Origin of the sequence: Azorhizobium doebereinerae UFLA1-100, assembly GCF_000473085.1 — a bacterium.
Classification (GTDB): domain Bacteria; phylum Pseudomonadota; class Alphaproteobacteria; order Rhizobiales; family Xanthobacteraceae; genus Azorhizobium; species Azorhizobium doebereinerae.
The window spans coordinates 78459-103208 of sequence record NZ_AXBA01000013.1 but is presented as its reverse complement, the minus strand read 5'-3'; the positions used below and the strand labels follow the sequence as shown (position 1 = coordinate 103208).

At 71.1% G+C, this 24750-nt stretch carries 27 protein-coding genes; 13 read left to right on the top strand and 14 right to left on the bottom strand.

The genetic code is table 11. The annotated features are described in order from the left end of the window. Nucleotides 1-69: 69 nt before the first annotated feature. On the bottom strand, nt 70-951 hold the full coding sequence (locus YU1_RS0111335; RefSeq protein WP_245263296.1) for an alpha/beta fold hydrolase: 882 nt from the start codon (nt 949-951) through the stop codon (nt 70-72). Between the two features lie 222 nt (nt 952-1173). On the opposite strand from YU1_RS0111335, the gene YU1_RS0111330 reads away from it, so the two are divergent. Next, the gene (locus tag YU1_RS0111330; RefSeq protein ID WP_029004162.1) at nt 1174-2097 is read left to right on the top strand and encodes a LysR family transcriptional regulator; all 924 of its coding nucleotides are present in this window, start codon (nt 1174-1176) and stop codon (nt 2095-2097) included. 137 nt (nt 2098-2234) lie between these two features. Next, nucleotides 2235-3101 (top strand): DUF3313 domain-containing protein, encoded by an 867-nt coding sequence (locus YU1_RS29080; protein ID WP_035714995.1) that lies wholly within the window; start codon nt 2235-2237, stop codon nt 3099-3101. Between the two features lie 72 nt (nt 3102-3173). On the opposite strand, the gene YU1_RS0111320 is transcribed toward YU1_RS29080, so the two are convergent. The 6 genes from YU1_RS0111320 to YU1_RS0111295 form a co-directional block, all read right to left on the bottom strand. After that, the gene (locus tag YU1_RS0111320; protein ID WP_029004161.1) at nt 3174-4019 is read right to left on the bottom strand and encodes a GNAT family N-acetyltransferase; all 846 of its coding nucleotides are present in this window, start codon (nt 4017-4019) and stop codon (nt 3174-3176) included. 60 nt (nt 4020-4079) lie between these two features. Continuing rightward, nucleotides 4080-5018 (bottom strand): nickel/cobalt transporter, encoded by a 939-nt coding sequence (locus tag YU1_RS0111315; protein WP_245263295.1) that lies wholly within the window; start codon nt 5016-5018, stop codon nt 4080-4082. Between the two features lie 89 nt (nt 5019-5107). Beyond that, on the bottom strand, nt 5108-5743 hold the full coding sequence (locus tag YU1_RS0111310) for a DUF1007 family protein (protein WP_029004159.1): 636 nt from the start codon (nt 5741-5743) through the stop codon (nt 5108-5110). A 125-nt stretch (nt 5744-5868) separates the two neighbouring features. Then, nucleotides 5869-6594 (bottom strand): pyrimidine 5'-nucleotidase, encoded by a 726-nt coding sequence (locus YU1_RS0111305; RefSeq protein ID WP_051356761.1) that lies wholly within the window; start codon nt 6592-6594, stop codon nt 5869-5871. 83 nt (nt 6595-6677) lie between these two features. Next, nucleotides 6678-7583, bottom strand: a complete 906-nt coding sequence (argB, locus tag YU1_RS0111300; protein ID WP_035714991.1) for an acetylglutamate kinase — start codon at nt 7581-7583, stop codon at nt 6678-6680. A 164-nt stretch (nt 7584-7747) separates the two neighbouring features. Further along, a complete protein-coding gene (locus tag YU1_RS0111295) occupies nt 7748-8428 on the bottom strand; it encodes an Abi family protein (protein WP_029004156.1) in 681 nt (226 codons plus the stop codon). 278 nt (nt 8429-8706) lie between these two features. On the opposite strand from YU1_RS0111295, the gene YU1_RS0111290 reads away from it, so the two are divergent. The 7 genes from YU1_RS0111290 to YU1_RS0111260 all read left to right on the top strand — a co-directional run bounded on the left by YU1_RS0111290 (nt 8707) and on the right by YU1_RS0111260 (nt 14963). Further along, on the top strand, nt 8707-10272 hold the full coding sequence (locus YU1_RS0111290; RefSeq protein WP_029004155.1) for a hypothetical protein: 1566 nt from the start codon (nt 8707-8709) through the stop codon (nt 10270-10272). 117 nt (nt 10273-10389) lie between these two features. Then, nucleotides 10390-11520, top strand: coding sequence for an alpha-D-ribose 1-methylphosphonate 5-triphosphate diphosphatase (locus YU1_RS0111285; protein WP_029004154.1), 1131 nt, complete (start codon nt 10390-10392; stop codon nt 11518-11520). Nucleotides 11521-11707: 187 nt separating this feature from the next. Beyond that, on the top strand, nt 11708-11980 hold the full coding sequence (locus YU1_RS0111280) for a BrnT family toxin (RefSeq protein ID WP_029004153.1): 273 nt from the start codon (nt 11708-11710) through the stop codon (nt 11978-11980). Beyond that, nucleotides 11940-12224: a BrnA antitoxin family protein gene (locus YU1_RS0111275; RefSeq protein ID WP_029004152.1), complete on the top strand. Its 285-nt coding sequence runs from the start codon at nt 11940-11942 to the stop codon at nt 12222-12224. Before YU1_RS0111280 ends, YU1_RS0111275 begins: the two co-directional genes overlap by 41 nt. A 196-nt stretch (nt 12225-12420) precedes the next feature. Then, nucleotides 12421-13116, top strand: a complete 696-nt coding sequence (locus YU1_RS0111270) for a DUF1045 domain-containing protein (RefSeq protein ID WP_029004151.1) — start codon at nt 12421-12423, stop codon at nt 13114-13116. Between the two features lie 103 nt (nt 13117-13219). Further along, nucleotides 13220-13855: an LbetaH domain-containing protein gene (locus YU1_RS0111265; protein WP_029004150.1), complete on the top strand. Its 636-nt coding sequence runs from the start codon at nt 13220-13222 to the stop codon at nt 13853-13855. 94 nt (nt 13856-13949) lie between these two features. Further along, entirely contained in the window at nt 13950-14963 is a 1014-nt protein-coding gene (locus YU1_RS0111260; RefSeq protein WP_029004149.1) for a KpsF/GutQ family sugar-phosphate isomerase, read from the top strand. A gap of 12 nt (nt 14964-14975) precedes the next feature. Here the strand turns inward: YU1_RS0111260 and YU1_RS0111255 are convergent, their stop codons facing one another. Beyond that, complete coding sequence (locus tag YU1_RS0111255) at nt 14976-16367, bottom strand: aminotransferase-like domain-containing protein (protein ID WP_029004148.1); 1392 nt, start codon at nt 16365-16367, stop codon at nt 14976-14978. Between the two features lie 233 nt (nt 16368-16600). Here YU1_RS0111255 and YU1_RS0111250 point away from each other — a divergent pair, with 233 nt between their 5' ends. Continuing rightward, nucleotides 16601-17461 carry a DMT family transporter gene (locus YU1_RS0111250; RefSeq protein ID WP_029004147.1) on the top strand — a complete coding sequence of 287 codons (861 nt, stop codon included), beginning with the start codon at nt 16601-16603 and terminating at the stop codon, nt 17459-17461. 183 nt (nt 17462-17644) lie between these two features. Here YU1_RS0111250 and YU1_RS34720 read toward each other — a convergent pair whose 3' ends face one another. Both YU1_RS34720 and YU1_RS0111240 read right to left on the bottom strand, forming a co-directional pair. Beyond that, complete coding sequence (locus YU1_RS34720; protein ID WP_051356760.1) at nt 17645-18736, bottom strand: methyl-accepting chemotaxis protein; 1092 nt, start codon at nt 18734-18736, stop codon at nt 17645-17647. A gap of 519 nt (nt 18737-19255) precedes the next feature. After that, nucleotides 19256-20128, bottom strand: a complete 873-nt coding sequence (locus YU1_RS0111240) for a LysR family transcriptional regulator (RefSeq protein WP_029004145.1) — start codon at nt 20126-20128, stop codon at nt 19256-19258. Nucleotides 20129-20228: 100 nt separating this feature from the next. Here YU1_RS0111240 and bla point away from each other — a divergent pair, with 100 nt between their 5' ends. The 3 genes from bla to YU1_RS0111225 are packed head-to-tail and all read left to right on the top strand — an operon-like array spanning nt 20229 to nt 21758. After that, on the top strand, nt 20229-21116 hold the full coding sequence (gene bla, locus YU1_RS0111235) for a class A beta-lactamase (protein WP_029004144.1): 888 nt from the start codon (nt 20229-20231) through the stop codon (nt 21114-21116). A 46-nt stretch (nt 21117-21162) separates the two neighbouring features. Further along, nucleotides 21163-21462, top strand: a complete 300-nt coding sequence (locus YU1_RS0111230; RefSeq protein WP_029004143.1) for a type II toxin-antitoxin system RelE/ParE family toxin — start codon at nt 21163-21165, stop codon at nt 21460-21462. After that, nucleotides 21462-21758 (top strand): addiction module antidote protein, encoded by a 297-nt coding sequence (locus tag YU1_RS0111225; protein WP_029004142.1) that lies wholly within the window; start codon nt 21462-21464, stop codon nt 21756-21758. The genes YU1_RS0111230 and YU1_RS0111225 overlap by 1 nt, the downstream gene beginning before the upstream one ends. 10 nt (nt 21759-21768) lie before the next feature. Here the strand turns inward: YU1_RS0111225 and cowN are convergent, their stop codons facing one another. The 4 genes from cowN to YU1_RS0111205 form a co-directional block, all read right to left on the bottom strand. Next, the gene (gene cowN, locus YU1_RS0111220; protein WP_051356759.1) at nt 21769-22092 is read right to left on the bottom strand and encodes a N(2)-fixation sustaining protein CowN; all 324 of its coding nucleotides are present in this window, start codon (nt 22090-22092) and stop codon (nt 21769-21771) included. Nucleotides 22093-22226: 134 nt separating this feature from the next. Continuing rightward, nucleotides 22227-23090 (bottom strand): LytTR family transcriptional regulator, encoded by an 864-nt coding sequence (locus YU1_RS0111215; protein WP_084539807.1) that lies wholly within the window; start codon nt 23088-23090, stop codon nt 22227-22229. A 142-nt stretch (nt 23091-23232) separates the two neighbouring features. After that, nucleotides 23233-23664, bottom strand: a complete 432-nt coding sequence (locus YU1_RS0111210) for an NfeD family protein (RefSeq protein WP_035714988.1) — start codon at nt 23662-23664, stop codon at nt 23233-23235. A gap of 2 nt (nt 23665-23666) precedes the next feature. Then, nucleotides 23667-24641, bottom strand: coding sequence for an SPFH domain-containing protein (locus YU1_RS0111205; RefSeq protein ID WP_029004138.1), 975 nt, complete (start codon nt 24639-24641; stop codon nt 23667-23669). Between the last annotated feature and the right edge of the window lie 109 nt (nt 24642-24750).

Below are 24750 nucleotides of genomic sequence, written 5' to 3'. Positions count from 1 at the left end.
GGGCGCCGCGCAGCGGCGGGAACGCGCAGTCCCGCCGTCGGACCATCTCCATCGCGACTGAGCGATGGCTCACTTCCCCTTCAGGAACCCCCGCACCAGCGCCACGGTGGCGGCCGGGTTTTCCTCCATGATCCAGTGGCCGCTGGCGGGCACCACGTCGCCGGTCACGTCGGTGGCGGCGAAGGCCATCATGCCGGCCATGCCCATGCCGAAGGACTTCTCGCCCCCCAGCGCCAGCACCGGCATGGTCAGCTTGCCGGCGGCGAGGAAGGCCTGGTTGTCCAGCGCGTCCTGGTCGAAGGCGGCGAACTGCGAGAAGCCCGCGTGCATGGCGCCGGGCAGCGCATAGAGCGCGGCGTAATGCTGGCGCGCGGCTTCCGTGAAGCGGGTGCGGTCGGCGGAGAATTCGTTCCAGAAGCGGTCGAGATAGATGCGCTCGCGGCCTTCCACCAGCCGCTCCATGTCCGGCCCGCCGAAGCGGAAATGCCAGAGCAGCGGGTTCTTCAGGATCTCCTCCCACGGGCCGATGCCGGGCAGCGGCGCGTCGATCAGGGTGAAGCTCCTCACCCGGTCGCGATATTGCGCGGCGAAGGCGTAGCCGACCATGTTGCCGATGTCGTGGGTGACGAGGTCCACGCTGTCCACGCCCAGCGCGTCCAGCAGGCCGGCCACGTCCTGCCCCTGGGTCTTCTTGTCGTAGCCGCCCTCGGGGCGGGCGGAGAGGCCCATGCCGCGCAGGTCGGGCACGATCACCCGATGGTCGGCGGCCAAGTCAGCCGCCAGCGGCACCCACATGTCGCCGGTCTCGCCATAGCCGTGCAGCAGCAGCACGGCGGGGCCGGCGCCGCCCGTGCGCACATGCAGCGTGGTGCCGTTGGTGGCGATGTCCTGGCGGGTGAAGGCCGCCGGGAAGGCGGGGAAAGCGGAAGCGTCGGGCTCTGCGGAAAACATCTTCGTCATCCTTCGAATGGCTGCCGCCGGGGCCAGTGTCCCGCGCCTTGCGCCGGAGCGGAAGGGGCGATGGCGCGGCCGGCGGCGATTGCGGCGGGTTTGCCGGCGGCCGGCGGGGCGGGGCGCCGGGACCGGGCCGTTGGGCTCGACAGGAGAATGGCTAATCTTCATTGTCTGGAGTAGCCGGCAGATGGCGAAACTCGTTTCCGGATAATCCGAACAATGCTGAAGCTCGACGGGGTGGCCGCCTTCGTGGCGGTGGCGGAGGCGGGGTCGATCACGGCGGCGGCGCGGCGCCTGGGCCTCGCCAAGTCGGTGGTCAGCGAGCGCCTCGCCGAGCTGGAGCGCATGGTGGGCGCGCGGCTGATGCAGCGCACCACCCGCCGGCAGGCGCTCACCGAGACCGGCGCCACCTTCCTGGTCCGTGCCCGCCGCCTGCTGGACGAGGCGGAGGCGGCGCTGGCGGAGATCGCCGAGCAGGGCCACGCCCTCGCCGGCCCGCTGCGGGTCTCCGCGCCGGTGAGCTTCGGCACGCTGCATCTCGGCCGGGCGCTCTATCCCTTCCTCGCCGCCCATCCCGGCATCGCGCTCCAACTGGAGCTGGACGACCGCTTCGTGGACGCGGCGGCGGAGGGCTATGACCTGGTGATCCGCCACGGCCGGCTGCAGGACGGGCGCCTCGGCGCGCGCCTGCTGGCGGAGAGCCGCCGCCTGCTGGTGGCCGCCCCCGCCTATCTCGATGCTCATGGCGCGCCGGACAGCCTCGCCGGGCTCGCCGCCCACCGCGCCATCCTCTACGCCAACCGCGAGACCGACTGGCGCTTCGCCGGGCCGGACGGGGCGGTGGCGGTGCGCCCGCGCGCCGGCCTCCGGGTCAACAACGGGGTGATGATGCGCGGCGCCGCCGTGGCCGGGCTCGGCCTCACCCTGCTGCCCACCTTCCTGGTGCATGAGGAACTGGCGGCCGGCACGCTGCGGGCGATCGACGTGGGGCTGGAGGCGGAAGGCGCGGCGCTCCACGCCACTTATCCCCGCGCGCGGGGCGCCTCGGCCAAGCTGCGCGCGCTCATCGCGCATCTGCGCGCGGCGTTCGGCACGCCGCCTTATTGGGAGCGCGGGCTCCCCCCGCCGCCGCGCGCCGGGTGAGCCGCCGCTATGCGCCCGCTCATCGCGGACGGGACAGCCCAGGGTTGGCACCCAAATAAGCCCCAATCGCCACGCCAACTCGCCGCTGGGGGCCTTGGGTCGCGCGGTTGTGGCGCGCCGGCTGAAGGGAAGAGACGATGGCACGACGCACGCTGGGCCGGGCCGTGGGGGTTTTCGGGGTGCCGCTCCTGATGGCGGGATGCGCCAATGCCCCGCTGGAGCAAAGCGGCTCGCTGAGCAGCTATTCCGATTTCGAGCCGGCCGACGGCCTGCTCGCCAAATCCAAGATCCGCATCGACAAGGACAAGGTGCTGACCGCCAAGACGGTGCGCATCGTCCCCACCGTGTTCGCCGCCGGCGCGATGAAGGACGGCATCACCGACGCGCAGAGGAAGCTGGTGGGCAATGCCATCGACCGCTCCCTGTGCCTCGGCCTCGGCGATCGGCTGGAGGTGGTGCCGGCCAGCCAGCCGGCGGATCTCACCGTGCATGCGGTGGTCACCCACATGGAGGCGACCGACGAGAATGCGGTGGCCGCCACCAAGGTGGCCTCGGTGGCGAAATCGGTGCTGCTGCCGGGCATCCCGGTGCCCACGCCGCGCCTGCCCATCGGCCTCGGCAGCCTGTCCATGGAGGCGGAGGCGCGCGGCCCCAACGGCGCCCAGGAGGCGGCCATGGTGTGGGGCCGGGGCGCCAATTTCCTCTCCGGCTCGGCGCGGGTGTCCAAGGCGGGCGATGCCTATGAGCTGGCCGGCGCGTTCGGGGATGATTTCAGCAAATTGCTGGTGACGGGGGAAAATCCCTTCAAGTCGCTGTCCGGGCCGCCGCCGGTGGAGCGCTTCCAGGCGCTGGCGGGCGGGGCGCCGAAATATGCCGCGTGCGACGCCTTCGGCCGTGCCCCCGGCGTCGCCGGCCTCGTCAGCGGCGCGGTGGGCACGCCGCCGGAATGGACCGACAAGGGCTCGGGCGAGGCCGTCCCGGTGGCGACGGCGGCGGCGCAATAGAGCACGCGCCGATCAGCTTGCAACGCAAGCTGATCGGATAACGCGTTCTCTATCATCACGTTAGAGGGCGATTCACCCCAGCTCCAGGCTGGTGATGCCGTAGATGCGGTCGAGCGGCAGCTTGGGGTCGGCGCCCTTATACATGCGGGCGGTGTCGAAGCAGGAGGCGAGGCCCGCCTCCTCCGCCAGCGCGCGCGCCGCCGCGTGCGGCTCCGGCACGTCCATATAGACCGGCCCCGCCTCCCCGCCCGCATGGGCGATCAGGCCGGCGAACAGCGCGCGCCCGGCGGCGGGGGTGTCGGCGAACAAGGGCCCGATGCGCCAGCCCTCCCGCGCCCGGCGGATGACGCCGTAGCCGGTGACGGCCTCGCCCTCTCCCGCCGCCAAAGCGAGGCCGCCGGGCGGGACCAGCCAGCGGGCAAGGAAGTCCGGCCGGGGGGCGGGGACGATGCCGGCGTCATAGGCGATGACGGCGGGCAGGAGGTCCGCCGTCACCGCGCGCACCGGGCCTTCCGCCGCCACGGGCCGGGGCACGCCGCCATAGCGGATGTTGCGGTGGGCGAGGACGAAGCCGGACTTTTTGTAGTTCTCCTGCTGCGCCACCACCCCGTCGAGGCCGACGGTGCGCGCCCCGAGGCGGGCCATGCCCGCCTGCCAGAGCTTCAGGCCCAGCCCCTGGCCGCGCAGGTCCGGCCGGCAGATGTAGAAGCCGAGGAAGCCGTAGCCGGGCCCGTACAGCACCACCGAGATGGTGGCGGCGAGCGCGCCGTCGCGGATGAGGCCGAGGAAGCCCTGCCCGTCCTGCGCCAGGAAGGCGGGCGCATCGGCGAGGCCGGGGTTCCAGCCCTCGCGGGCGGCCCAGTCCATCGCCAGATCCACCTCGGCGGGCGTCAGGGTGCGGATGATGTCGTCGGCCATGGCTCAGCTCTCCCCGGAGCCTTTGTGCCGGAGCCGCGCACCGCCCTCAAGGGAGAAAGTTCAGCCGGGCAGGAGGCGCTCGCTGGCCGCATAGCCGGTGAGCAAAGCGAGGCCGAAGGCGCAGACCAGCAGCGCGGCGGCGAGTTCCACGCCGAGCAGCAGCGCCGTGCCGCGCCCGGAGGCGGCCACCGCGAGGCGCACGGCGAGGCGCTTGCCATAGACCGCCAGCGCGGCGATGGCGGTGACGGTGAGCGCGGTGCCCAGCCCCATGGCGAAGGCGGAGGCCACCCCGCTCAGGAACACGCCCTGCGACAGGGCGAAGGTGAGCACCAATATGGCGCCCGAGCAGGGCCGCGCCCCGGCGGAGATGACCGCCACCGCCGCCCGCTTCCAGCCGCCCCGGCCGTCCAGCAGGTGCGGATCGGGCGCGTGCTTGTCGCCGCAGCCGCAGTCGGGGCCGTGCACATGGGCGGCGGGCTCCCCGCGCAGCACGGCGATCAGCGTGCGCGCCTTGCTGACCGCCAGCACCGCGCCGAACAGCGCGATGCCGCCATAGGCGGCGATCTCCACCCAGGTCATCGCCTGGGCCATGGAGACGGCGGTGGCGCCCAGCGCCAGCGCCAATATGCCGACGAACAGCACCGCTGCCACCGCCTGCACCATGCCGGAGGCGAGCGCCAGGATGGCGCCGCGCTTCAGCGTGCCGCCGTCGGCGAGCAGGTAGGAGGAGATCACCGCCTTGCCGTGGCCGGGGCCGGCGGCGTGGAACACCCCATAGGCGAAGGACAGGCCGGCGAGCAGATAGAGCGCGTTTCCGTCCGCCTTGGCGGCGCGCACCGCCTGCACCAAGGCGCGGTAGAATTCCGACTGCTTGGCGATGATGAAGCCGGTGATGCCGCCGGGCTGCGGCCCGCCAGCGCCGAGGCCGAACGGGCTGGCCTTGGGCGCGCCCTGGCCGAACACCTGCGCCGAGGCGGGGTCGGCGAGAATAAGGGCCACAAGGACAAGCGCCGCAACGGCAAGCACGGCGCCTGCCCCCGCCAGTGCCCATGGAAGCGTGCGGAGGGGACGGGCGGCGCGGGATGTCATCAGGGACACTTCACCAGGATCTTGTCGGCATATTGCGCGCCGTAATTGCTCGACGAGGTCAGGTTGGAGAAGAAGCTCTCGCCCAGCTGCATGGTCTGCGGCTGCTCCGGCGTCTCCACCTTGGAGGTGCAGCCGGCGGGGGCGCCCTTCAGCGTCACCGGGTCGGTGTCGGCGAATTCGAACGAGACGAAATAGGTCGGGTCGTAGACGTCGAAGTTCAGCGCGCCCTTCGCCGGCACGGGCTTGGCCACCGGCAGGGTGAAGTGCAGGGTCAGCGTGTCCTTGTCGAAGGTCAGCGAATAGTCCACCGGGTCCTTGAAGGCGATCTTCGCCTTGGCGGTCTTGCCGCGGACGAAATAGTCATATTCCTTCAGCGAGGTGACGTTCACCTCGGCGAGCGGGGCGAGGACTTCCTTGGCATAATTGCCGGAGGCATCCTTCTCGAAGCCCTGGAGGGCGAAGGCGGTGAACGCCTCGTCGAAGGTCCAGTCCTGCCGGAGGCCGACCATGTTGCCCTCGGCGTCGAACAGCACCTGGGTGCGCATGCTGACCCAGACATGGGGATGGGCGAGCGCCGGCAGCGCCCCGAGGACGCTCAGGGCCGCCGCCAAACCGAACACGAATCTCAGGCGCATCCATCCCCGCCGCATATAGGCCCGCCGCGTCCGTCGCCGCAGGCTGGCGCCACTGGTCGTCCCCGACTTCGGCGGAAGCATGGCGTTGGCGCAAGGCGGCATCATGACGGGACGCGCGCGCCCCTTCAGACCCCCAACTGCTCCAGGAAGCCGGCGAGATCCTCGGTCACGAAGTCGATATAGGCCGCCTCGCGGCCCTCGAACTCCCAGCTCTCGCGGGTGTCGATGCGCTCGGAGGGCGGCACCACCATCACCGTGGTCATGCCCAGGCGGTGCGGCACTTCCAGGTTGCGGGCCAGATCCTCGAACATGGCCGCCTTGGCCGGGTCCACGCCGTGGGCGCGCAGGAAGCGCAGATAGGCCTCCTCGGTCGGCTTGGGGTGGAATTCGGCGGCGACGATGTCGTGGATGGCGGTGAAGTGCGCGTCCAGCCCCAGCTTGCCGAGCACGTTCATGGCATGGCGCTCGGAGCCGTTGGTATAGACCAGCTTGGTGCCGGGCAGCCCCTCCAGCGCCGCGGCGAGGCGGGGCGAGGGCTCCAGGGTGGACAGGTCCACCGCGTGCACATGGTCGAGGAAGGCGTGGGCGTCGATGCCGTGCTCGATCATCAGCCCGCGCAGCGAGGTGCCGTAGCGCCGGTAATAGTCCTTCTGGCGGAGGAAGGCTTCTTCAGGCGTGATGTTGAGCAGGCCGGAGATGTAGTCGCGCATGCGCGCATCGATCTGGCCCCACAGATCGTGCTGGGCGGGATAGAGGGTGTTGTCGAGATCGAACACCCAGGTCTCCACCTGGTCGAAGCCGCGGGCCTCGGGGCCTGCGGGGCGGTGGAGCGGGCTGTCGGGAGCGGTCATCGGCGGGCGGGGCCTTGGGTGCGGGACCTGGGGTACGGGAAAAGGCGCGCCCGTGGGCGCGCCTCGCAAAGGGGGACTTCGGATCAGCGGGTGATGAGGGTGCCGATGCCGTGGTCGGTGAGCAGTTCCAGCAGCACCGAATGGGGCACCTTGCCGTCCATGATGACGACGCCCTCCACGCCCTTCTCCAAAGCGTAGATGCAGGTCTCCACCTTGGGGATCATGCCCCCCGACACGGTGCCGTCGGCGATCAGCGCCCGGCACTGGTCGATGGTGAGCGTCGGGATGAGCTGCTTGTTCTTGTCCAGCACGCCGGGCACGTCGGTGAGCAGCAGCAGGCGCTTGGCGCCGAGCGCGCCGGCGATGGCGCCGGCGAAGGTGTCGGCGTTGACATTGTAGGTGCCGCCGTCCACCGCCGAGGCGACCGGGGCCAGCACCGGGATCAGCTCGCGGCCGAGGATCTGGTCGAGCACCATGGTGTCGACCACGTCCGGCTCGCCGACGAAGCCGAGGTCCACCACCTGCTCCACCATGCTGGAGGGATCGACGATGGTGCGGGTCGCCTTGCGGGCGCGCACCATGTTGCCGTCCTTGCCGCACAGGCCGATGGCCTTGCCGCCGGCCTCGTTGATGAAGCCGACGATCTGCTTGTTGATGGAGCCGGCCAGCACCATCTCGACGATCTCGATGGTGGCCTTGTCGGTGATGCGCAGGCCGGCGGCGAACTCGGACTTGATGCCGAGCTTCTCCAGCATGGCGCCGATCTGCGGCCCGCCGCCGTGCACCACCACCGGGTTCACGCCGGACTGCTCCAGCAGCACGATGTCCTGGGCGAAGTGCCGGGCGACGTCCTCGCTGCCCATGGCGTGGCCGCCATATTTCACCACGACGATGGCGTCGTCGTAGCGCTGCATGTGCGGGAGGGCCTTGGTGAGCACCTCGGCCTGGAGTTGGGCTTCCGCCACCGGGGCGGGGATGGGCGCGCTCATGGCTTGGGCCTGAATTTGCGGCGGCCGGCGGCCCCGCGGCTCCCGGGGGGAAGCGCGGAACGCCTGCCCACCAGGTCAGTGGGGCGACGGCCCGTCGTGCCGCCGCGCGCCCTTCTACCGATTTCCCCGCCCAGGGGGAAGGCCGGGCGCGGCGGGCAGGGGGTTCAACGCGGGCGTTCGCGCAGCACCTTTTGCACGGATGCGTTCGATCTTGCCCAGTCACGGGTGTTCGGACAGATCCAGCCGAGCAGGCGCATGATCTGCGAGAAATCCGCGGAGAGATCGCGCCCGATGAGCGGCTCATGGTGGAAGATGCGGTTGCGCAGGTCTTGAACGGCGTTTGCGGAGGCGCTGACGGTTCGGATCGTCTCGCCGGGTTTGAGCCAAGGGAAAGCCGTGCTGGTTTGCCTGTGCCAGAGGGCGGAATTGTAGGGTCTTTTCAGCAGCGCCGCCCAGAAGCCCAGCATCAGCGAAGCGACGATCTGGTCGGTGTGGGGCGGACTGCCGTATTTTCGCTGTATCCGTTGCGCGGCCTTGTCGATGTCGATGCGCCGCTCGCTTTCCAGCATCTCCCGGCAGGCTGCGTTGTCCCACCAATTCGGGCCGTATTCCGCCGCCAGGGCCGAACTGATGACGTTTCTGAGCGCCACTTCGACGACCTGGAGTGGAAACTGGAAACTCTGGCCGAGGGCCGCGTTCCAGAGGTACAGCGAGAGGGCGAGGTTTTCCCGATAGCCAGCGGCCCTCAGATACGTGTGCCATCGGGGGGCGGACACGGTGCGTTCGAACGCCTGCTGGAGGTCGGCGGGAAGATCGACGGCTATGGCCCCTTGACGCAGTGGCATAGGAGCGTAACCTTCAAAGGTGCGCCGTCGCCGCTTCGCGGCAGCGGACCTGATAGAGCCCTCGGACAGCCCTCATAAGGGTCCTCCGGGGGTTTCGTCTTTTATGTCCTCGTATTCCGGTAGGGCGCAAGGCGGTGTTTTGGCGCCGCTCTCCCGTGGGCATCAAGGTCGGATCGAGCGGCGGTCATCGATCCACCACAAAGAAGGCCCTTTGCGAAGGCGACTTCGGCGGCTATGGCCTCCGCACGCTCCTCGCTTCAAGGACCCCGCGCCGGCCCATGTCGCCCAAAGCCCCGCTTCCGCCCCGCAGAGCGCTGGATTTCTCCCGCCGCACCATCGCGCTGCTGTTCCTCGCCTGCTTCGTGCTGGTGGCGATCCCCATCGTCACCCATCCGATCCCGCCGCTGTCGGACTATGTGAACCACCTGGCGCGGATGAAGGTGATCGCCACGCCGGCGGACCCGGACCTGTCGCGATTCTATTTCCTGGAATGGCGGGTGCTGCCGAACCTGATGATGGACATGGTGGTCCCGCTGCTGGACCGCTTCGCCGACATCTACGTCGCCGGCGAGATCTATACGCTGATGTGCTTCGCGCTCATCGGCTTCGGCACGCTCTATCTGCACCGGGCGCTGTTCGGCTCGTGGTCGGCCATTCCGCTGGTGGCCTTCCCGCTGCTCTACAACAACATCTTCCTCATCGGGGTGATGAACTACATCTTCGGCATCGGCCTGTGCCTCTGCGGCCTCGCCACCTGGGTGCTGCTGCGCGACAAGCCCTGGCCGTGGCGCTATGCGGTGTCGTGCCTGTTCGTGCTGGCGCTGTTCTTCTGCCACCTGTTCGCCACCGGCGTGTATGGCGTCGGCATTCTGTCCTACGAGCTGATGCGCCTTTCCGACCGCAGGGGCGGCCCGCTGCGCAACCGGCTCATCGCCTTCGTCACCGCCGGCCTGCCGTTCGCGCTCACCGTGCCGCTGCTGCTCATGAGCCCCACCTGGGGGCTGAAGGGCGAGAATTACTGGGAGCCGCGCGGCAAGATCGACGGGCTCGAATTCGTCATCAACGTCTATTACGACTATGTGGCCTTCTCGCTCACCGCCGTGGTGGTGCTGGCGGGGGCCTGGGCGGTGCGACACAAGCTGCTGCGCACCCATGCCATGCTGCTGTTCCTGCTGGTGGTCAGCGGCATGGTCTACATGGCCCTGCCGCGCACGGTGTTCGCCACCTACATGGCCGACCAGCGCCTGCCGGTGGCCATCGCCTTCATGGTCATCGCCTGCATCCAGGTGGACCTGCGCCACCGCCTCGCCCAGCGGGGCTTCGCCGCCGTGCTGCTGCTGCTGGTGGCGGTGCGCGTCGCCGAGGTGCAGATCGTCTGGAACGACCTGACCCAATGGACCGTGGCGTTCCACGATTCCATCGCCAAGATCAAGCGCGGCTCCAAGGTGCTGGTGGCCTATGCCGACCCCTGGGGCGGCAGCAAGTCCACCGACCTCGGCCTCGTCCATGCGGCGTGCCTCGCCATCATCGAGCGCTCCTCGCTGGTGACCACCGCCTTCACCGTGCCGGGCAAGCAGATCCTGCGCGTGCACCCGCCCTATACCGACTGGGTGGACACCGAGGACGGCACGCCGCCGAGCCGCGAGCAGCTTCTCGTCACCGAGGAGGAAGGCACCCCGGACGGCCCGCGCTACTGGGATCTGTGGCCGCAGCATTTCGACTATGTCTACATGCTGTTCACCGAGCCGGGCGACCCCAATCCCGATTCGGACCGGCTGGAGCTGGTCTATGCGGGCGACCGCTTCCAGCTCTACCGCGTCATCAAGCCGCCGCCGGCGAGCTGAGCCCGGCGTGCCGGCCCCGCCGGCCCGCAAGTGTCACTCACCCGCCCCCGCCTGTCACCCGCGCGTCATCCAATCGTGGCAGCACGCCTGTCCCGCCCCATCCGCCGAGGCCCGCTTATGGAAACCGTCTTCACCAATGCCCGTCTCGTGCTTGAGGACGTGGTGCGCGACGGCACGCTGGTGGTGCGCGACGGGGTGATCGCGGCGGTGGAGGAGGGGCGCTCGGCGCTGCCCGGCGCCATCGATTGCGAGGGCGACTATCTCTCCCCCGGCCTGATCGACCTGCACACCGACGCGCTGGAGAACCACTTCGTGCCCCGGCCGAAGGTGATCTGGCCCGATGCCCGCGCCGCCGCGCTCGCCCATGACGGCCAGACGGTCGCCGCCGGCATTACCACCGTGTACGACGCCATCTGCGCCGGCGGCTTCGACCAGACCAAGTCGGCCCGGCGCGAATTGTTCACCATCATGCTGGACGCGGTGGAGGCGGGCGCGCCCTATTTCCGCGCCGACCACCGCATCCACCTGCGCTGCGAACTGACCGACCCCGGCCTGCTGGAACTGGCCGAGCCGGAGCTGAACCGCGCCCGCCTCGGCCTCGCCTCGCTGATGGACCATACGCCCGGCGCCCGGCAGTGGCGCAACGTGGATCAGCTGCGCACCTACCTGCTCGGCATCGGCAAGACCGCGCAGGACGTGGAGAACGAACTGGCCGAGCGCACCGCGCGCGGGCAGGCGGCGGTGGCGGCCAATTTCGACCGGCTGGCGGCGCTGCTGCGCGCGGCCGGCGTGGCGCTGGCGAGCCATGACGACACCACGCCCGAGCATGTGGCCGACGCCAAGGCGGCGGGCTGCACCATCTCCGAATTCCCCACCACGGAAGACGCCGCCCGCGCCGCCCATGCCGCCGGCCTCACCACGGTGGGCGGGGCGCCCAATGTGGTGCGCGGCGGCTCGCATTCCGGCGGCGTCGCCATGAAGGACCTGGTGGCGGCCGGCCTGCTGGACGCGCTGGCCTCCGACTATGTGCCGGCCAGCATGCTCCAGGCGGCGGCGAGGCTGTCGCAGGACGGCGTGGGCCTGCCGCAGGCGCTGGCCCTCGTCACCGCCCGCCCGGCGGCGCTCGCCGGGCTCGACGACCGCGGCCGCCTGGCGCCGGGGCTGCGCGCCGACCTGCTGCGCTTCCGCCTGGTGGAGGGCACGCCGGTGGTGCGCGAGGTGCGGGTGGAAGGCGCGCGGGTGTTCTGAGCGCGCTCCGTGCAAAGGGATCAATCGGCGCGGCAAACCGCGCTCTGACGCCACGAAAGAGCATCCCCTGACGGCGCGCGGCGCGCGTCTGCCGCAAGCTGTCGTGGCCACGCAGTGCGGTGATGCTGTTTTTCGTACATACATTTATGCGTTGACGGGTCAATTTTCCGTACATACATCAATTGCTATGAACGTCACCTGCGACCCCGGCAAGCGCCTGACGACCCTGGCAGAGCGGGGCATCGACTTCATGGATGCCGCCGAGGTCTTCGCCGGCAAGACCCTGACGCTGGAAGACGACCGCTTCGACTATGGCGAGATCCGCTTCCAGACGTATGGGTTCCTCGCCGGCCGCATGGTGATGGTTGTTCGGACCCCGCGCAGCGATGCGCGCCACGTGATTTCGATGAGGCACTGCCATGACAAGGAAGCCCGCCAAGTCCGCCCCCACATGGGTTGACCCGGACGACGCTCCGGCGTGGACCGAAGACCAACTGGCACGCGCCCAGCTTGCCGAAGGCGGCAAGGTGCTGCGCGAGGCTCAGGGCACGCTGTCCAAGCCCCGTGGGCGGCCGAAGCTGGATCGCCCGAAGGAGAGCATCACCGTCCGCCTGGATCCCGACGTGGTGGACGCGCTGCGTGCCACCGGCGCCGGCTGGCAGGGGCGCATGAATACGGTGCTGCGCAAGGCGCTGGGGCTGTAGCGGCTGTAGCGCATGCCGCGTGGCCGTATCGCCTCCGCGGCGCGACAGGAGCGCGCCGAGAGCATGAGGCCCGTCGCCGCCGCCCCGGACGCGCTTCACGAAGCGGAGGTCCGAGACGTTGAAGCCGGTCGGCGACTTCCCTCCCGGCGCCCCGCCCGTTAGGGATGGGATCGGCCTTCAGTTCCGGGAGACGCGCGTGTCCGTCCGCTATGCCCTCTACCTTGCCCCGCCGTCCGATGCCGCGCTCTGGCGCTTCGGCTCGGCGGTGGTCGGCTATGACGCGGAGACCGGCGCGGACTGCATCGCCCCCGATCTGTCCGGCTTCGCCCCGGAGGACTGGCGCGCGCTCACCGAGGAGCCGCGCCGCTACGGCTTCCACGGCACGCTGAAGGCGCCGTTCCGCCTCGCCGAGGGGGTGGACGAGACCGATCTGCTCGGCGCGCTCGCCCGCTTCGCCGCCGGGCATCATCCGTTCGAGCTGCCGCCGCTGGAGGTGCGCCAGATCAGTGCCTTCGTCGCCCTCACCCCGCCCGCGCCGGTGCCGGCGCTGGAGGATCTGGCGGCCGAAGCGGTGGAGGCGCTGGACGCCCTGCGCGCGCCGCTGAGCGAGGCCGAGATCGCCCGCCGCCGGCCGGAGCGGCTCACCCCGCGCCAGGTCTCCTACCTGCACCGCTTCGGCTATCCCTATGTGCGCGAGGAGTTCCGCTTCCACATGACCCTCACCGGCCCGCTCAGTGAGCCGGCCATCGGCCATGCGGCCAATGCGCTGGCGGAGGCCTATCTGGCCAGCGGCGCGCATATGCCGGTGCAGGTGGAGGACGTGGTGCTGTTCGTGCAGGAAAGCGCCCGCGCGCGCTTCCGCATCCTGCACCGCGCGCCGCTCGGGGGATAAGCTCCCCGGCCAAGCCCGGCGACCGGGGCCGCCGGCATGGGCCCGCCTGTCGCATCATCGTCATGAAACCGGGAGAAGGGTGCGCCCCTTCCGGAGACAGCAGATGAAGACGCTCGGCCTTTCGCCCGCCATCGACCCCACCGCCACCGTCAAGGACAGCACCTTCGGCCGCTACACCGAGGTGGGCGCGCGGGTGAAGCTGCTGGAGGTGGATATGGGAGATTATTCCTATATCGAGCATGACAGCGACATGGCCTATGCCCGCGTCGGAAAATTCTGCTCCATCGCCGCGCTGACCCGCATCAATCCCGGCAACCATCCCATGTGGCGGGCCAGCCAGTCGCACTTCACCTACCGCGCCTCGGCCTATTTCCCCGACGCGCAGGACGAGCCGGACTTCTTCCAGTGGCGGCGCGACCAGAAGGTGACCATCGGCCATGACGTGTGGATCGGCCATGGCGCCGTCATCCTGGCGGGGCGCAGCATCGGCACCGGCGCGGTGGTGGCGGCGGGCGCGGTGGTGAGCAAGGACGTGCCGCCCTACGCCATCGTCGCCGGCGTGCCGGCGAAGGTGGTGAAGTGGCGCTTCCCGGAGGCCATCGCCGCCCGCCTCCAGGCGCTGGCGTGGTGGGACTGGGAGCACGCCGCGCTGCGCGCCGCCCTGGCGGATTTCCGCGCCTTGCCGGTGGAGGAGTTCCTCGACCGCCACGAGGGCCGCGCGGCGCCCGCCGCGCCATAGGGCGGGCGCAAGAGCGGCCGGCGCGCACCAGGCCTGCGGCCGGTGCGCCGCCGCGCCGCTCCCCTTCGCGGGCGAACAGTGCTATCTGCTGCCCATGACAGGTGCCCCTTCAAGCAAAGCCGCCGCTGCCGCGGCCAAGCCCCGCTCGGCCGCCATCGCGTCCGCCCTCTCGACGCTGGAAACCGAGGCCGCCGGCCTCGCCGCGCTCATCGCCGCCGTGGGCAACGGCCTGGGCGAGGCGTTCGAGGCGGCCGTCGGGCTGATCCTCGGCGCGCGCGGCCGCGTCATCGTCACCGGCATGGGCAAGAGCGGGCACGTGGCGCGCAAGATCGCCGCCACGCTCGCCTCCACCGGCACGCCGTCCCATTACGTCCACCCCGCCGAGGCCAGCCACGGCGACCTCGGCATGGTGGCGCCGGAGGACGTGATCGTCGCCCTCTCTTGGTCCGGCGAGACGGCGGAACTGCGCGACATCGTGGACTATTCCCAGCGCTTCGACGTGCCGCTGATCGCCATCACCTCCAATGTCGAGAGCGCGCTGGCCCGCGCCGCCCGTGTGGTGTTGGCCCTGCCGCTGGCCCCCGAGGCCTGCCCGCTCGGCCTCGCGCCCACCACCTCCACCCTGATGCAACTCGCCATGGGCGACGCGCTGGCGGTGACGCTGCTGGAGAGCCGGGGCTTCACCGCCAGGGATTTCCGCACCTTCCACCCCGGCGGCAAGCTGGGGGCGAACCTGAAGTTCGTGCGCGACGTGATGCGCGCCGGCGAGGCGGTGCCGTTGGCCCGCACCGGGGCGCTGATGGGCGAGGTGCTGGTGGAGATGAGCGCCAAGGGCCTCGGCTGCGTCGCCGTGGTGGGGGCGGACGGCCGGCTGGCCGGCATCGTCACCGACGGCGACCTGCGCCGCCACATGGCCAACGACCTGCCCACCCGCCCGGTGGACGCCATCATGAGCCGCGCGCCCAAGACCGTGCGCCCGGACCAGATGGCTTCCGAGGCGCTGCGCATCCTCAACACCGCCAAGATCACCGCCCTCATGGTGGTGGACGACGGCCGCCCGGTGGGCGCGCTGCACATCCACGACCTGCTGCACGTCGGGGTGGCATAAGGGGTCTGTGGCTTAGGCAGCGTCCGGCGGGGCCTGGCGCAGCGCCCGGCCGAGCACCTGGAGCGCCTTCGCGTTCATCTGCGCCACGTTGAAGCGCATGAGGTCGGGCGCCGCCTGGGCGAGGCTGAACACGTTGCCCGGCGCCAGCACCACCCGTTCGCGCAGCGCGGCCCTGGCCACCTCGGCGGCGTCCCGCCCGTCCGGCAGGCGGCACCACAAATAGAAGCCGCCGCGCGGCAGCGTCCAGGGGCGGATGCCCAGCCGGTCCAATTCGCCGATCATCTCCCGCCGCCGCTTGGCGAGGCGCGCCCTGAGGCCCGCCAGGTGCTTGCGGTAGCTGCCGTCGCTCAGCGTGCCGACCACCAGTTCCGCCGCCACCGGGCTCGGCCCGCCGAAATTGGTCGCCACCTGGAAGTCGACGAGGCCCTCGATCCAGTCCGGCCGGGCGACGATATAGCCGCAGCGCGCGGAGGCCGAGAGCGTCTTGGAGAAGCTGCCGATGCGGATGACGCGCGCCAGCCCGTCGAGCGCGGCGAGGCGCGGGGAGGGCTCCGGCTCGAAATCGGCGAAGATCTCGTCCTCCACGATGGTCAGGTCGTGGGCCGCCGCCGCCGTCAGCAGGCGATGGGCGGTCTGCGGCGAGATCGTCGCCCCGGTGGGATTGTGGAGCGCGGAATTGGTGACATAGAGGCGCGGCCGGTGGGCGGCGAGCGCCGCGGCGAAGGCCGCCACGTCCGGCCCGGTGGGCGTATAGGGCACGCTGACGATCCGCGCCCGGTGGGCGCGCAGCAGGGCCTGGAAGTTGAAATAGCAGGGATCGTCCACCAGCACTGTGTCGCCGGGGTTCAGCAGCAGGCGGCAGAGCAGGTCCAGCGCCCGCGAGCCGGAGGGCGTCAGCAGGATCTGGTCCGGCCCCGCCTCGATGCCCTCGGCGGCGAACTGGCGCACCAGCAATTGGCGCAGGGCGCGCGAGCCGCGCGTGCCGCCATAGTCGGTCAGCACCGCGTCATCCGCCCGCGCCAGCGCCCGCAGCGCCCGCCGGATCGCCGCCTGGGGCATCCAGTCGGCGGGCAGCCAGCCGCAGCCGGGCCGCAGCATCTCCGGTCCCGCGTCCAGCGACTGGCGCGACACCCAGAAGGGATCGATGGCCCGGTCGAGCCCTGGCTCCACGTCCACCGCCCGGGGCGCGGGGGCTCCGGCCAGGTAGAAGCCGGAGCCGGGGCGGGAGCGGATCAGCCCTTCCGCCGCCAGCCGGTCATAGGCCTCCACCACGGTGGAGGGGGACACCTGCATGTCGCGGGCGAAGCCGCGGATTGAGGGCAGCTTCTCGCCGCCGGCGAGGGCGCGGCTGGCCACGCGGCGGCGGATCTCCGCCATCACCGTCTCGGTGCGCGTCGCGGTCATGGGCGTTCGGCCTCGCGGGTCGCCAACTGTATGGCTCTCATTGTCCGTACTGTTCGGTCCAACCGTAGGGTTGTGTGGCTGTCGCCGCAATCGCCCCGGGACTAGGGAATGTCCCGTTTAAAGGACACGGGGGCATTCCCCGGCCCCTTGTTTGGCGCGCCGCCGTCACGCGAACCGGGATCGGCTTCGCTCAGGAGGGCGCCATGGCCGGGGAAGGGGCGAGGGAGGCCGACATGCCGCGCGCGACGGACGGATGGGGCAGCGGCCTGCTGGGCGTCATCATCTTCAGCGGCTCGCTGCCGGCGACGCGGGTGGCGGTGGGCGGATTTTCGCCGCTGTTCCTGACCTCCGCCCGCGCGGTCATCGCGGCGCTGCTCGGCGCGATGCTGCTGCTGGCGCTGCGCCAGAGGCGCCCGGCGGCGGGTGATCTCGCGCCGCTCGCGGTGGTGGCGCTCGGGGTGGTGATCGGCTTTCCGCTGCTGACCGCCTTGGCGCTCCAGCACATGACGGCCGCCCGCTCGGTGGTGTTCATCGGCCTGCTGCCGCTGGCGACCGCCATGTTCGGCGTGCTCCGGGGCGGCGAGCGGCCGAAGCCGGCCTTCTGGCTGTTCTCGGTGGCCGGCGCGGCCCTGGTGGCGGGCTTCGCCTGGGCGGGCAGCCGCTCGGCCACGCTTGCCGGCGACCTGCTGATGGTCGCGGCGATCCTGGTCTGCGGCCTCGGCTATGCGGAGGGCGCGCGCCTGTCGCGCCGGCTCGGCGGGTGGCAGGTGATCTCCTGGGCGCTGGTGCTGGCGCTGCCGGCCATGGCGGTGATCGCCGCCGCGACCCTGCCGCAGGCGTGGAGCGGCATCGGCGGTCCGGCCTGGCTGGGGCTGGCCTATGTCTCGGTGTTCAGCATGCTGGTGGGCTTCGTCTTCTGGTACCGGGGCCTGGCCTTGGGCGGCATCGCCGGGGTCAGCCAGCTCCAGTTGCTCCAGCCCTTCTTCGGGCTGGCGCTCGCCGGCCTGCTGCTGGGCGAGCCGGTAGCCTGGAGCATGGTCGCGGTGACGGTCCTGGTGGTTCTCTGCGTCGCCGGCGCGCGACGCTTCGCCTAGAGTGTTGGAGGGCGACGGATGGAGCCCGCCTGTCGCGCGGCACGGGCCGGGCCATTCGTCCTAGATCCTCAAGAGGCCCCCGGGGCCATGGCCGGAAGGCGGCGGCCATGGCCCCGCCAGCGGATCGCGGGGGCGATCCTGCTGGCTCCCGGAGCGGCCGGCGCGGCGGCGCCGGCGCCGGTCTCAGCTCTTCTTGTGACCCTCGTTGCGTGCCGGCTGCTGGACGATGACGCCGGCCCATTCCAGGCCCCGGTAGGTCTCGTAGCCGGGGGTGAGGTGGAAGGCCTGGGTGCGGCCGTCCGGCAGGTGGTCGAGGCCGTTGCGGCGGCCCTTGGCGTTCAGCGCCACCAGCTCGGTGAACTCGCCGCGCCGGTCGGAGGCGGAGAGGATGCGGCCGCGCGCGTCCACCAGCAGCACCCGCGAGCGTTCCGCCTCGTCGGGCGAGAGGCGCACGCCCTCGATGATGGCGCGGGCCTGCGGCTCCCAGTCGAAATGGATGCCGAGGACGCCGATGGGCTTGCCGCGCAGGGCGCCGCCCTCGCGCACCGCCGCCGCATAGGTGGCCACCGGCGCGCCGCGCAGCGCGGCGCAGGGCATCACGTCCGCCACCGCATAATCGTCGCCCGAGGCGGACTCCAGCGCCTCGCGGAACCAGCTCTCCTGCGACACGTCGAGCCCGCGCACGCCGGGGTAGCGGTCGCCGCGCCCATGGGCCACCACCCGCCCGTCCGGCGTGCAGAACCACAGGTCCAGATAGACCGTATAGGCCGACAGGATGACGCCGAGGCGCCGCTCCGCCTCGATGACGGTGTGGGGGGTGGGGTCGCCGCAGGCCACCACGGCGGCGTCGGTGGCCCACCAGCGCACGTCGCAGGTGCGCTCGTAGAGATTGCGGTCGATGATCTCGATGGCGTTGAGGCAGAGGTCCACCAGGCGCTGCCCGCGCACGTCGAGCGCCATGCGGCGGCCCACGGCGCGCAGATCGTCCAGCGCGCTGCGCAGCTCGGTCTCCATGTCCGAGGCGAGGCGGCCGATCTCGGCGCTCACCGCCTTGACCTCCTCGGCGACGACGGCGAAGCCCCGGCCGGCGTCCCCGGCCCGGGCGGCCTCGATGGTGGCGTTCAGCGCCAGCATCCGCGTCTGGCCGGTGATGGCCTGGATGGCGCGCGCCTTGCTGGCGGCGACGGCAGCCGAATGATCCGCCAGTTCGATGACGCGCTCGGGCGTGTCGGTGGAGATCTTCGGCTTCAGCGGCGTGTCAAATGTCCCATGCATCGTGGAAAATCCATGCGTTGGTGGACCTCGACACCTCCGGGGGCGGCATTGCGCCGGCCGAGCTCAAACGCCCTCGGCCGCGCGTTTCCGCCGGGTTCCTCTCCTCAAGCGGAAGGCTCCGCGCGCGTCCGTCTGGACGCGCGCAGGCCCCCTTATGTTGTTTCGGCTGAGCCGATCGCCGCGTGAAACCGTCTCTGTCACGCGCCACGCGGCGCGTTCGCCATGAACTGTCCGGCGCTACGCAATACTCGGCAACTCCCCGTCAGCTCGCGCTGATGGAGGTATAAAAATAGGTTATGGCCAAGAAATCCCCACCCCATATTCGGTGCAACTCGGACTGAACCCAGAAGCTGCACCGCAATATGGGACCAATATTCGACAGCCCGTGGGGAAAGGTCAACATCAGTGACACGCTGTTCGGATTTATTTTTGAAATCTCTGCGATGTCACTTCAACCCCCTATTTGTATAGCAAGAAAAGTATCTGGCGCCGGCCGTCCTCGCGTGGGGCGGCGCCGCGTCAGTCCGGCCCCCGGCAGGCGTCCTCGATCCAGCCGCGGAAGGCCGCCATGGCCGGGGTTTCCGGCCGGGAGTTGAGGCGGGTGAGCCAGTAGCGCCCGGCATCGATGGTCGCGGCGAACGGCTGCACCAGCCGCTCGGCCGCCAGCTCGGGCGCGAACATGGCCACCGGCAGCAGGGCGACGCCGTGGCCCGCCGCCGCCGCGCTGGCCATGAGGGGCGAGGAATCGAACACCGGCCCGCGCAGCGCCGGGGCCGGCGTGCCGGCGGCGGCGAACCAGCGCGCCCATTCTTCGCTGCGGTAGGAGCGCAGCAGCGGCAGGGTGGCGAGGTCCGCCGGGCGCTCCAGGTGGCGGGCGAGCGCCGGGGCGCAGAGCGGGGCCAGCGGCGCCGCGCGCAGCGGGGTCGCGGCGCTGCCGTGCCAGGCGCCGTCGCCGAAGCGGATGGCGCAGTCCAGCCCCTCGCCGGTGAGGTCCACCCGGTTGTTGTTGGTGAGCACGCGCAGGTCGATGCCGGGATGGGCGGCGGCGAAATCCGGCAGGCGCGGCAGCAGCCACAGCGCGAACGTGCCCACCACGCCGACGGTGAGCACCTCGCGCAGCCGCCCGTCCATGAACTGGTCCAGCGTCGCGCCGATGCGGTCGAAGGCGTCGCGCACCAGCGGCAGCAGCGCCGCGCCCTCGTCGGTGAGCGCGACGCCGCGCGGCAGGCGGCGGAACAAAGGCGCGCCGAGGCGCGCCTCCAGCGCCTTGATCTGGTGGCTCACCGCCGCCTGGCCGACGCACAGTTCCATAGCCGCGCGGGTGATGCTGAGATGCCGCGCGGCGGCCTCGAAGGCGCGCAGGGCGTTGAGCGGAAGCTGGGGTCGGTCCATTCAGGTGCCATTAGAATTTTTCATGCCGCTGTCGAGATATCATCGTTTGTCCCGCCGCGCGCGCTTTTGCATCTTGCCCCCGCCACGGGAGATACGGTCGATGATGTCACGACGCAGCGTGCTGGTTGCAATGGGTGGGGCGGCGCTGCTGCCGGTTCGCACCTATGCGGCCGAAAACAAGGGATGGGGCGGAGCGGCGCTGGCCGACGGCATCGCCGCGCTGGAGGCGGGGAGCGGCGGCCGGCTCGGCGTGTCGGTGCGCGACACCGGCACGGGCGCAGGCTTCGCCCATCGCGGCGCGGAGCGCTTCCCCATGTGCAGCACCTTCAAATTTCTATTGGCAGCCGCCGTTCTGTCCCGCGTCGATCAGGGCCGCATGGATCTGTCCCGGGTCATTCCGGTGACGCCGGCGGACCTCGTGGACTATGCCCCGGTGGTGGAGAAGAAGGTGGGGCAGGGCCTCTCCGTCGCCGCGCTGTGCGATGCCGCCGTGACGCTGTCGGACAATGGGGCCGCCAACCTGCTGCTGCGCGAGATCGGCGGGCCGCAGGCGGTGACGGAGTTCGCCCGCGCGCTGGGCGATCCGGTCACGCGCCTCGACCGCAATGAGCCTGCGCTCAACGTGGTGCCGCCCGGCGAGACGCTGGACACCACCACGCCGGACGCCATGCTGGCGGACCTCGACGCGCTGGTGCTGGGTCACGCGCTCTCCCCCGGCGCGCGCCAGATGCTGACCGGCTGGCTGGTGGGCTGCCGCACCGGCGACAAGCGCCTGCGCGCCGGCCTGCCGCAGGGCTGGAAGGTGGGCGACAAGACCGGCACCGGCCCCGCCCGCACCGGCTCGGCCAACGACGTCGCTGTGGCCTGGCCGCCGGGCCGTGCGCCGCTGCTGATCACCAGCTACCTCACCGCCAGCCGCCTCGACGGCCCCGGCAACGACGCCCTCCATGCCGCCGTCGCGCGGCTGGTGGCGCAGGCGGCGGGGTGAGCACAACGGGCTCGACGATCTACCATCTGTAAACTATAGTTTACAGATGGTCGAAATTCGCCAGACCGCGCGCTTCAAGTCCTGGTTCGCGGCTCTGCGCGACGTGCGGGCAAAGGCGCGGATCGACATGCGTATTGCCCGCCTCGCCGCAGGCAATGCCGGAGATGCCAAGTTCTTCGACGGTATCGGCGAACTGCGGATCGATTATGGGCCGGGCTATCGGGTCTATTTCCGGCAAAGGGGGCAGGTACTGGTGATCCTGCTCTGTGGAGGTGACAAAGGCAGCCAGGGGCGGGACATCGCGATGGCGCGAAGGCTCGCTGAGGATTTGGAGGATGAAGGCTGATGGCGGATCGGACAACCGCATGGGACATGGCGGAGCATATCGCGACGCCGGAGGCGGTCGCGGCCTATCTGGAGGCGGCGTTCGAGGATGGCGAGCCGGCCGTCGTCGCGGCGGCGCTCGGCGCCATCGCCCGCTCCAAGGGAATGAGCGCCGTGGCCCGTGAGGCCGGCGTGACGCGCGAGGCGCTCTACAAGGCGCTCAGCCCGGAGGGTGATCCCCGGCTCTCCACCCTGCTCGGGGTGATGAAGGCCCTCGGCCTGCACCTGACCGTCTCGGCGGACCGCCCGGCGGCGTAGGGTGAGCGGCTCAGAAGCATTCCTCTTCCAGCTTCTTGAGGTCGGCGAGGGCCTGCGCGTCGTCCTGGGCCTCGAACAGGTCCACCATGTAGTAGACGTGGGAGTGGAGCAGCAGCAGCTTGTCCTGGAAGGCGTTGCCGCCGCCCTCGGCGGCGCCGAGGCGGGCCTTGAAGCGGTCCCAGAAGGCGTTGCCGGTGGCCGGGTCGTCGATATAGCGCGTCAGGTGGCCGAGCACGCGGGCCATGTTGCCCTCGAAGTCGATGCCGTTGAACGTCACATAGCGGTCGCCGGCGGGCACGGCGGGCTGCGCGGGGATGAGCGGCTGGGAGGTCATGGCGGGCCTTCGGCTGGAAGCGGTTTCCAGCACAGGGCCACGGCCGCGCCCCGCGCCGCAACGGGCGCGGCCCCACGCGCCGGGCGCCTGCACGAGCGACATTCCGGCTGCGTGAACGGCAGCCCGCCGCGCGCTCACACCGCCAGCATGCGGCGCATCTGCGCCACCTTGGCCCGGCTGACGGGCAGGCGCGTGCCGGTGGCGTCCGCCATGCGCAGGTGCCAGCGCCCGTCGGCGCGCTCGGCGGCGCGCACATGGCGGATGTTCACCACATGGCGGCGGTGGACGCGCAGGAAATGGCCCGGGTCGAGCCGGCGCTCCAGCTCCGCCAGCGGGCGCGGGCAGAAGGCGGTGAACTGCCGGGTCGCCGCCCGGGCGTAATGGCCCTCCGCCATCAGGAACACCACCTCGTCCACGTCGATCAGGGTGGTGACGTCGCCGGTGCCGCGCATCACCGGCAGCTTCAGCAGCAGCGGGGCGGCGGCTTCCGGCGCGGCCGGCGGGTCGCCCATCACCCGGTCGCCGAGGGCGTGGAACATCATGCAGAAGCCGCCCGCTGCCGTACCGTCGTCGAGCCGCGTCACCTTGGCGACGAGGCTGCCCATGGCGGTGGTGACGACCAGCGAGGCGGCGCCGTCCGGCGCCTCGGCGGCGGAGGCGATCAGCCAGGCCACCTTGGCCCGCGCCGCCTCGGGATGGAGCGCCAGGATTTCCGTGCCGAACAGGTCCTCGCCATGGCGCGCCAGCATGCGCCGGGCCTCGGGATTGGCCGAGCGGATGCGCCGCGCGGCATCCAGGATCACCACCCCGACCGGGGTGCGCTGGAGGGTATATTCGAACGGCAGCGGCGCCTGTCCCGCGCCGGCCGGCGGCGGGGCGGGAGACAGCGCGGCAGGAGACAGCGCGGCAGGAGAGAGCGCGGCAGGAGAGAACTGGGCCGGAGACGGCGCGGGCTGCGGCGCCGGGGATGTGCGGGCAGGTCTGGCTCTGGGGGGCATGGCAGTCCCGGCCGCGCGTCCTGCGGCGGGGACGGAACGGCGGGCCGCTTCCCCTGATCTTACGGGCCCGCCCCGCGCCGGCAAGGCGCCCGGGACGTCCCAGATTGCCGCAGCGTGGGGCGCAGGCGTGACGCCGTCCCGCTCAGGCCGTGCCCACCACCAGCACGGCGCCGTCCACCCTGAGCACGATCACCTTGGCGCCGGCCGGCAGGTCGGGGCCGGTGACGCGCCAGACGCTGTCGTCGATATGCACCCGCCCCGCGCCGGCGACGATGGGCTCGTCCAGGGTGAAGACCCGGCCCACCTGCGCGTCGGCGCGGCGGTTGAGGAACGGCCGGTCGCTGCCGCCGCCTCGCGCGGCGAGGCGCCCTGCCACCACGGCCAGCACGGCGAGGCCGGCGAAGGCCAGCACCTGGCCCTGCCAGGCGAGGTCCGCCAGCCACACCAGCCCGCCGGTGGCGAACGCGGCGAGGCCCAGCCACAGCAGGAAGACGCCGGGCAGCAGGAGTTCCGCCACCAGCAGCACGCCGCCCAGCACGAACCAGCCCCAGGGCCCGATGTCGCCCGTGCCCATGCTCAGGCGCCCGGCGCGGGCGGATGCGCCGGGCCGGTGGGCCCGGCGCGGCGCGGCGCGGCGGCGGGATCGAAGGCGGCGCGGGCCAGCTCGGAGATGCCGCCCAGCGAGGACAGGAGGGCGGTGGCCTCATAGGGCAGCAGCACCACCTTCTGGTTCGGCGCGCCGGCCAGCGCCTGGAAGGCGGCGACGTATTTTTCGGCGATGTAATAGTTCAGCGCGGCGGGCGAGCCCTCCGCCACCGATTGCGACAGCATGGTGGTGGCCTTGGCCTCGGCCTCGGCGAGGCGCTCGCGGGCTTCCGCGTCGCGCAGCGCCGCCTCGCGGCGGCCTTCCGCCTCCAGGATGTGCGCCTGCTTCTGGCCTTCCGCGCGCAGGATGTCGGACTGGCGCTGGCCCTCCGCCTCCAGGATCGAGGCGCGCTTCTCGCGCTCGGCCTTCATCTGCCGGCCCATGGCGTTGACGAGGTCCGCCGGGGGCACGATGTCGCGGATCTCGATGCGGGTGATCTTCACGCCCCAGGGCGCGGCGGCGGCGTCCACCACATGCAGCAGCCGCTCGTTGATGGTGTCGCGGTGCGAGAGCAACTGGTCGAGGTCCATGGAGCCCATGACCGTGCGGATGTTGGTCATCGTCAGCGCCATGATGGCGGTGTCCAGCTGGGCCACCTCGTAGGAGGCGCGCGCGGCGTCGAACACCTGGAAGAAGGCGATGCCGTCCACCGAGACCGTGGCATTGTCCTTGGTGATGACTTCCTGGGTGGGAACGTTGAGCACCTGCTCCATCACGTTCATCTTGGCGCCGATGGTATCGATGAACGGGATGATGAGGTTGAGGCCGGGCGTCAGCGTGCGGGTGTAGCGCCGGAACCGCTCCACGGTGAACTGATAGCCCTGCGGCACCGTCTTCACCCCGGCGACGATGATGGCGATGGCGAGGACCAGCAGCACCAGCACGAAAATGCTGGCTCCAGACAACAGCATGGCGCGTCTCCCGTTTCCCCCGGCGGGCGCCGGCGCCCGATATGGCCACGGGCGCGGGCGGCGAGCAAGGGGCGGGAGAGGGGGCCGGGAGACGGGGGCGGGG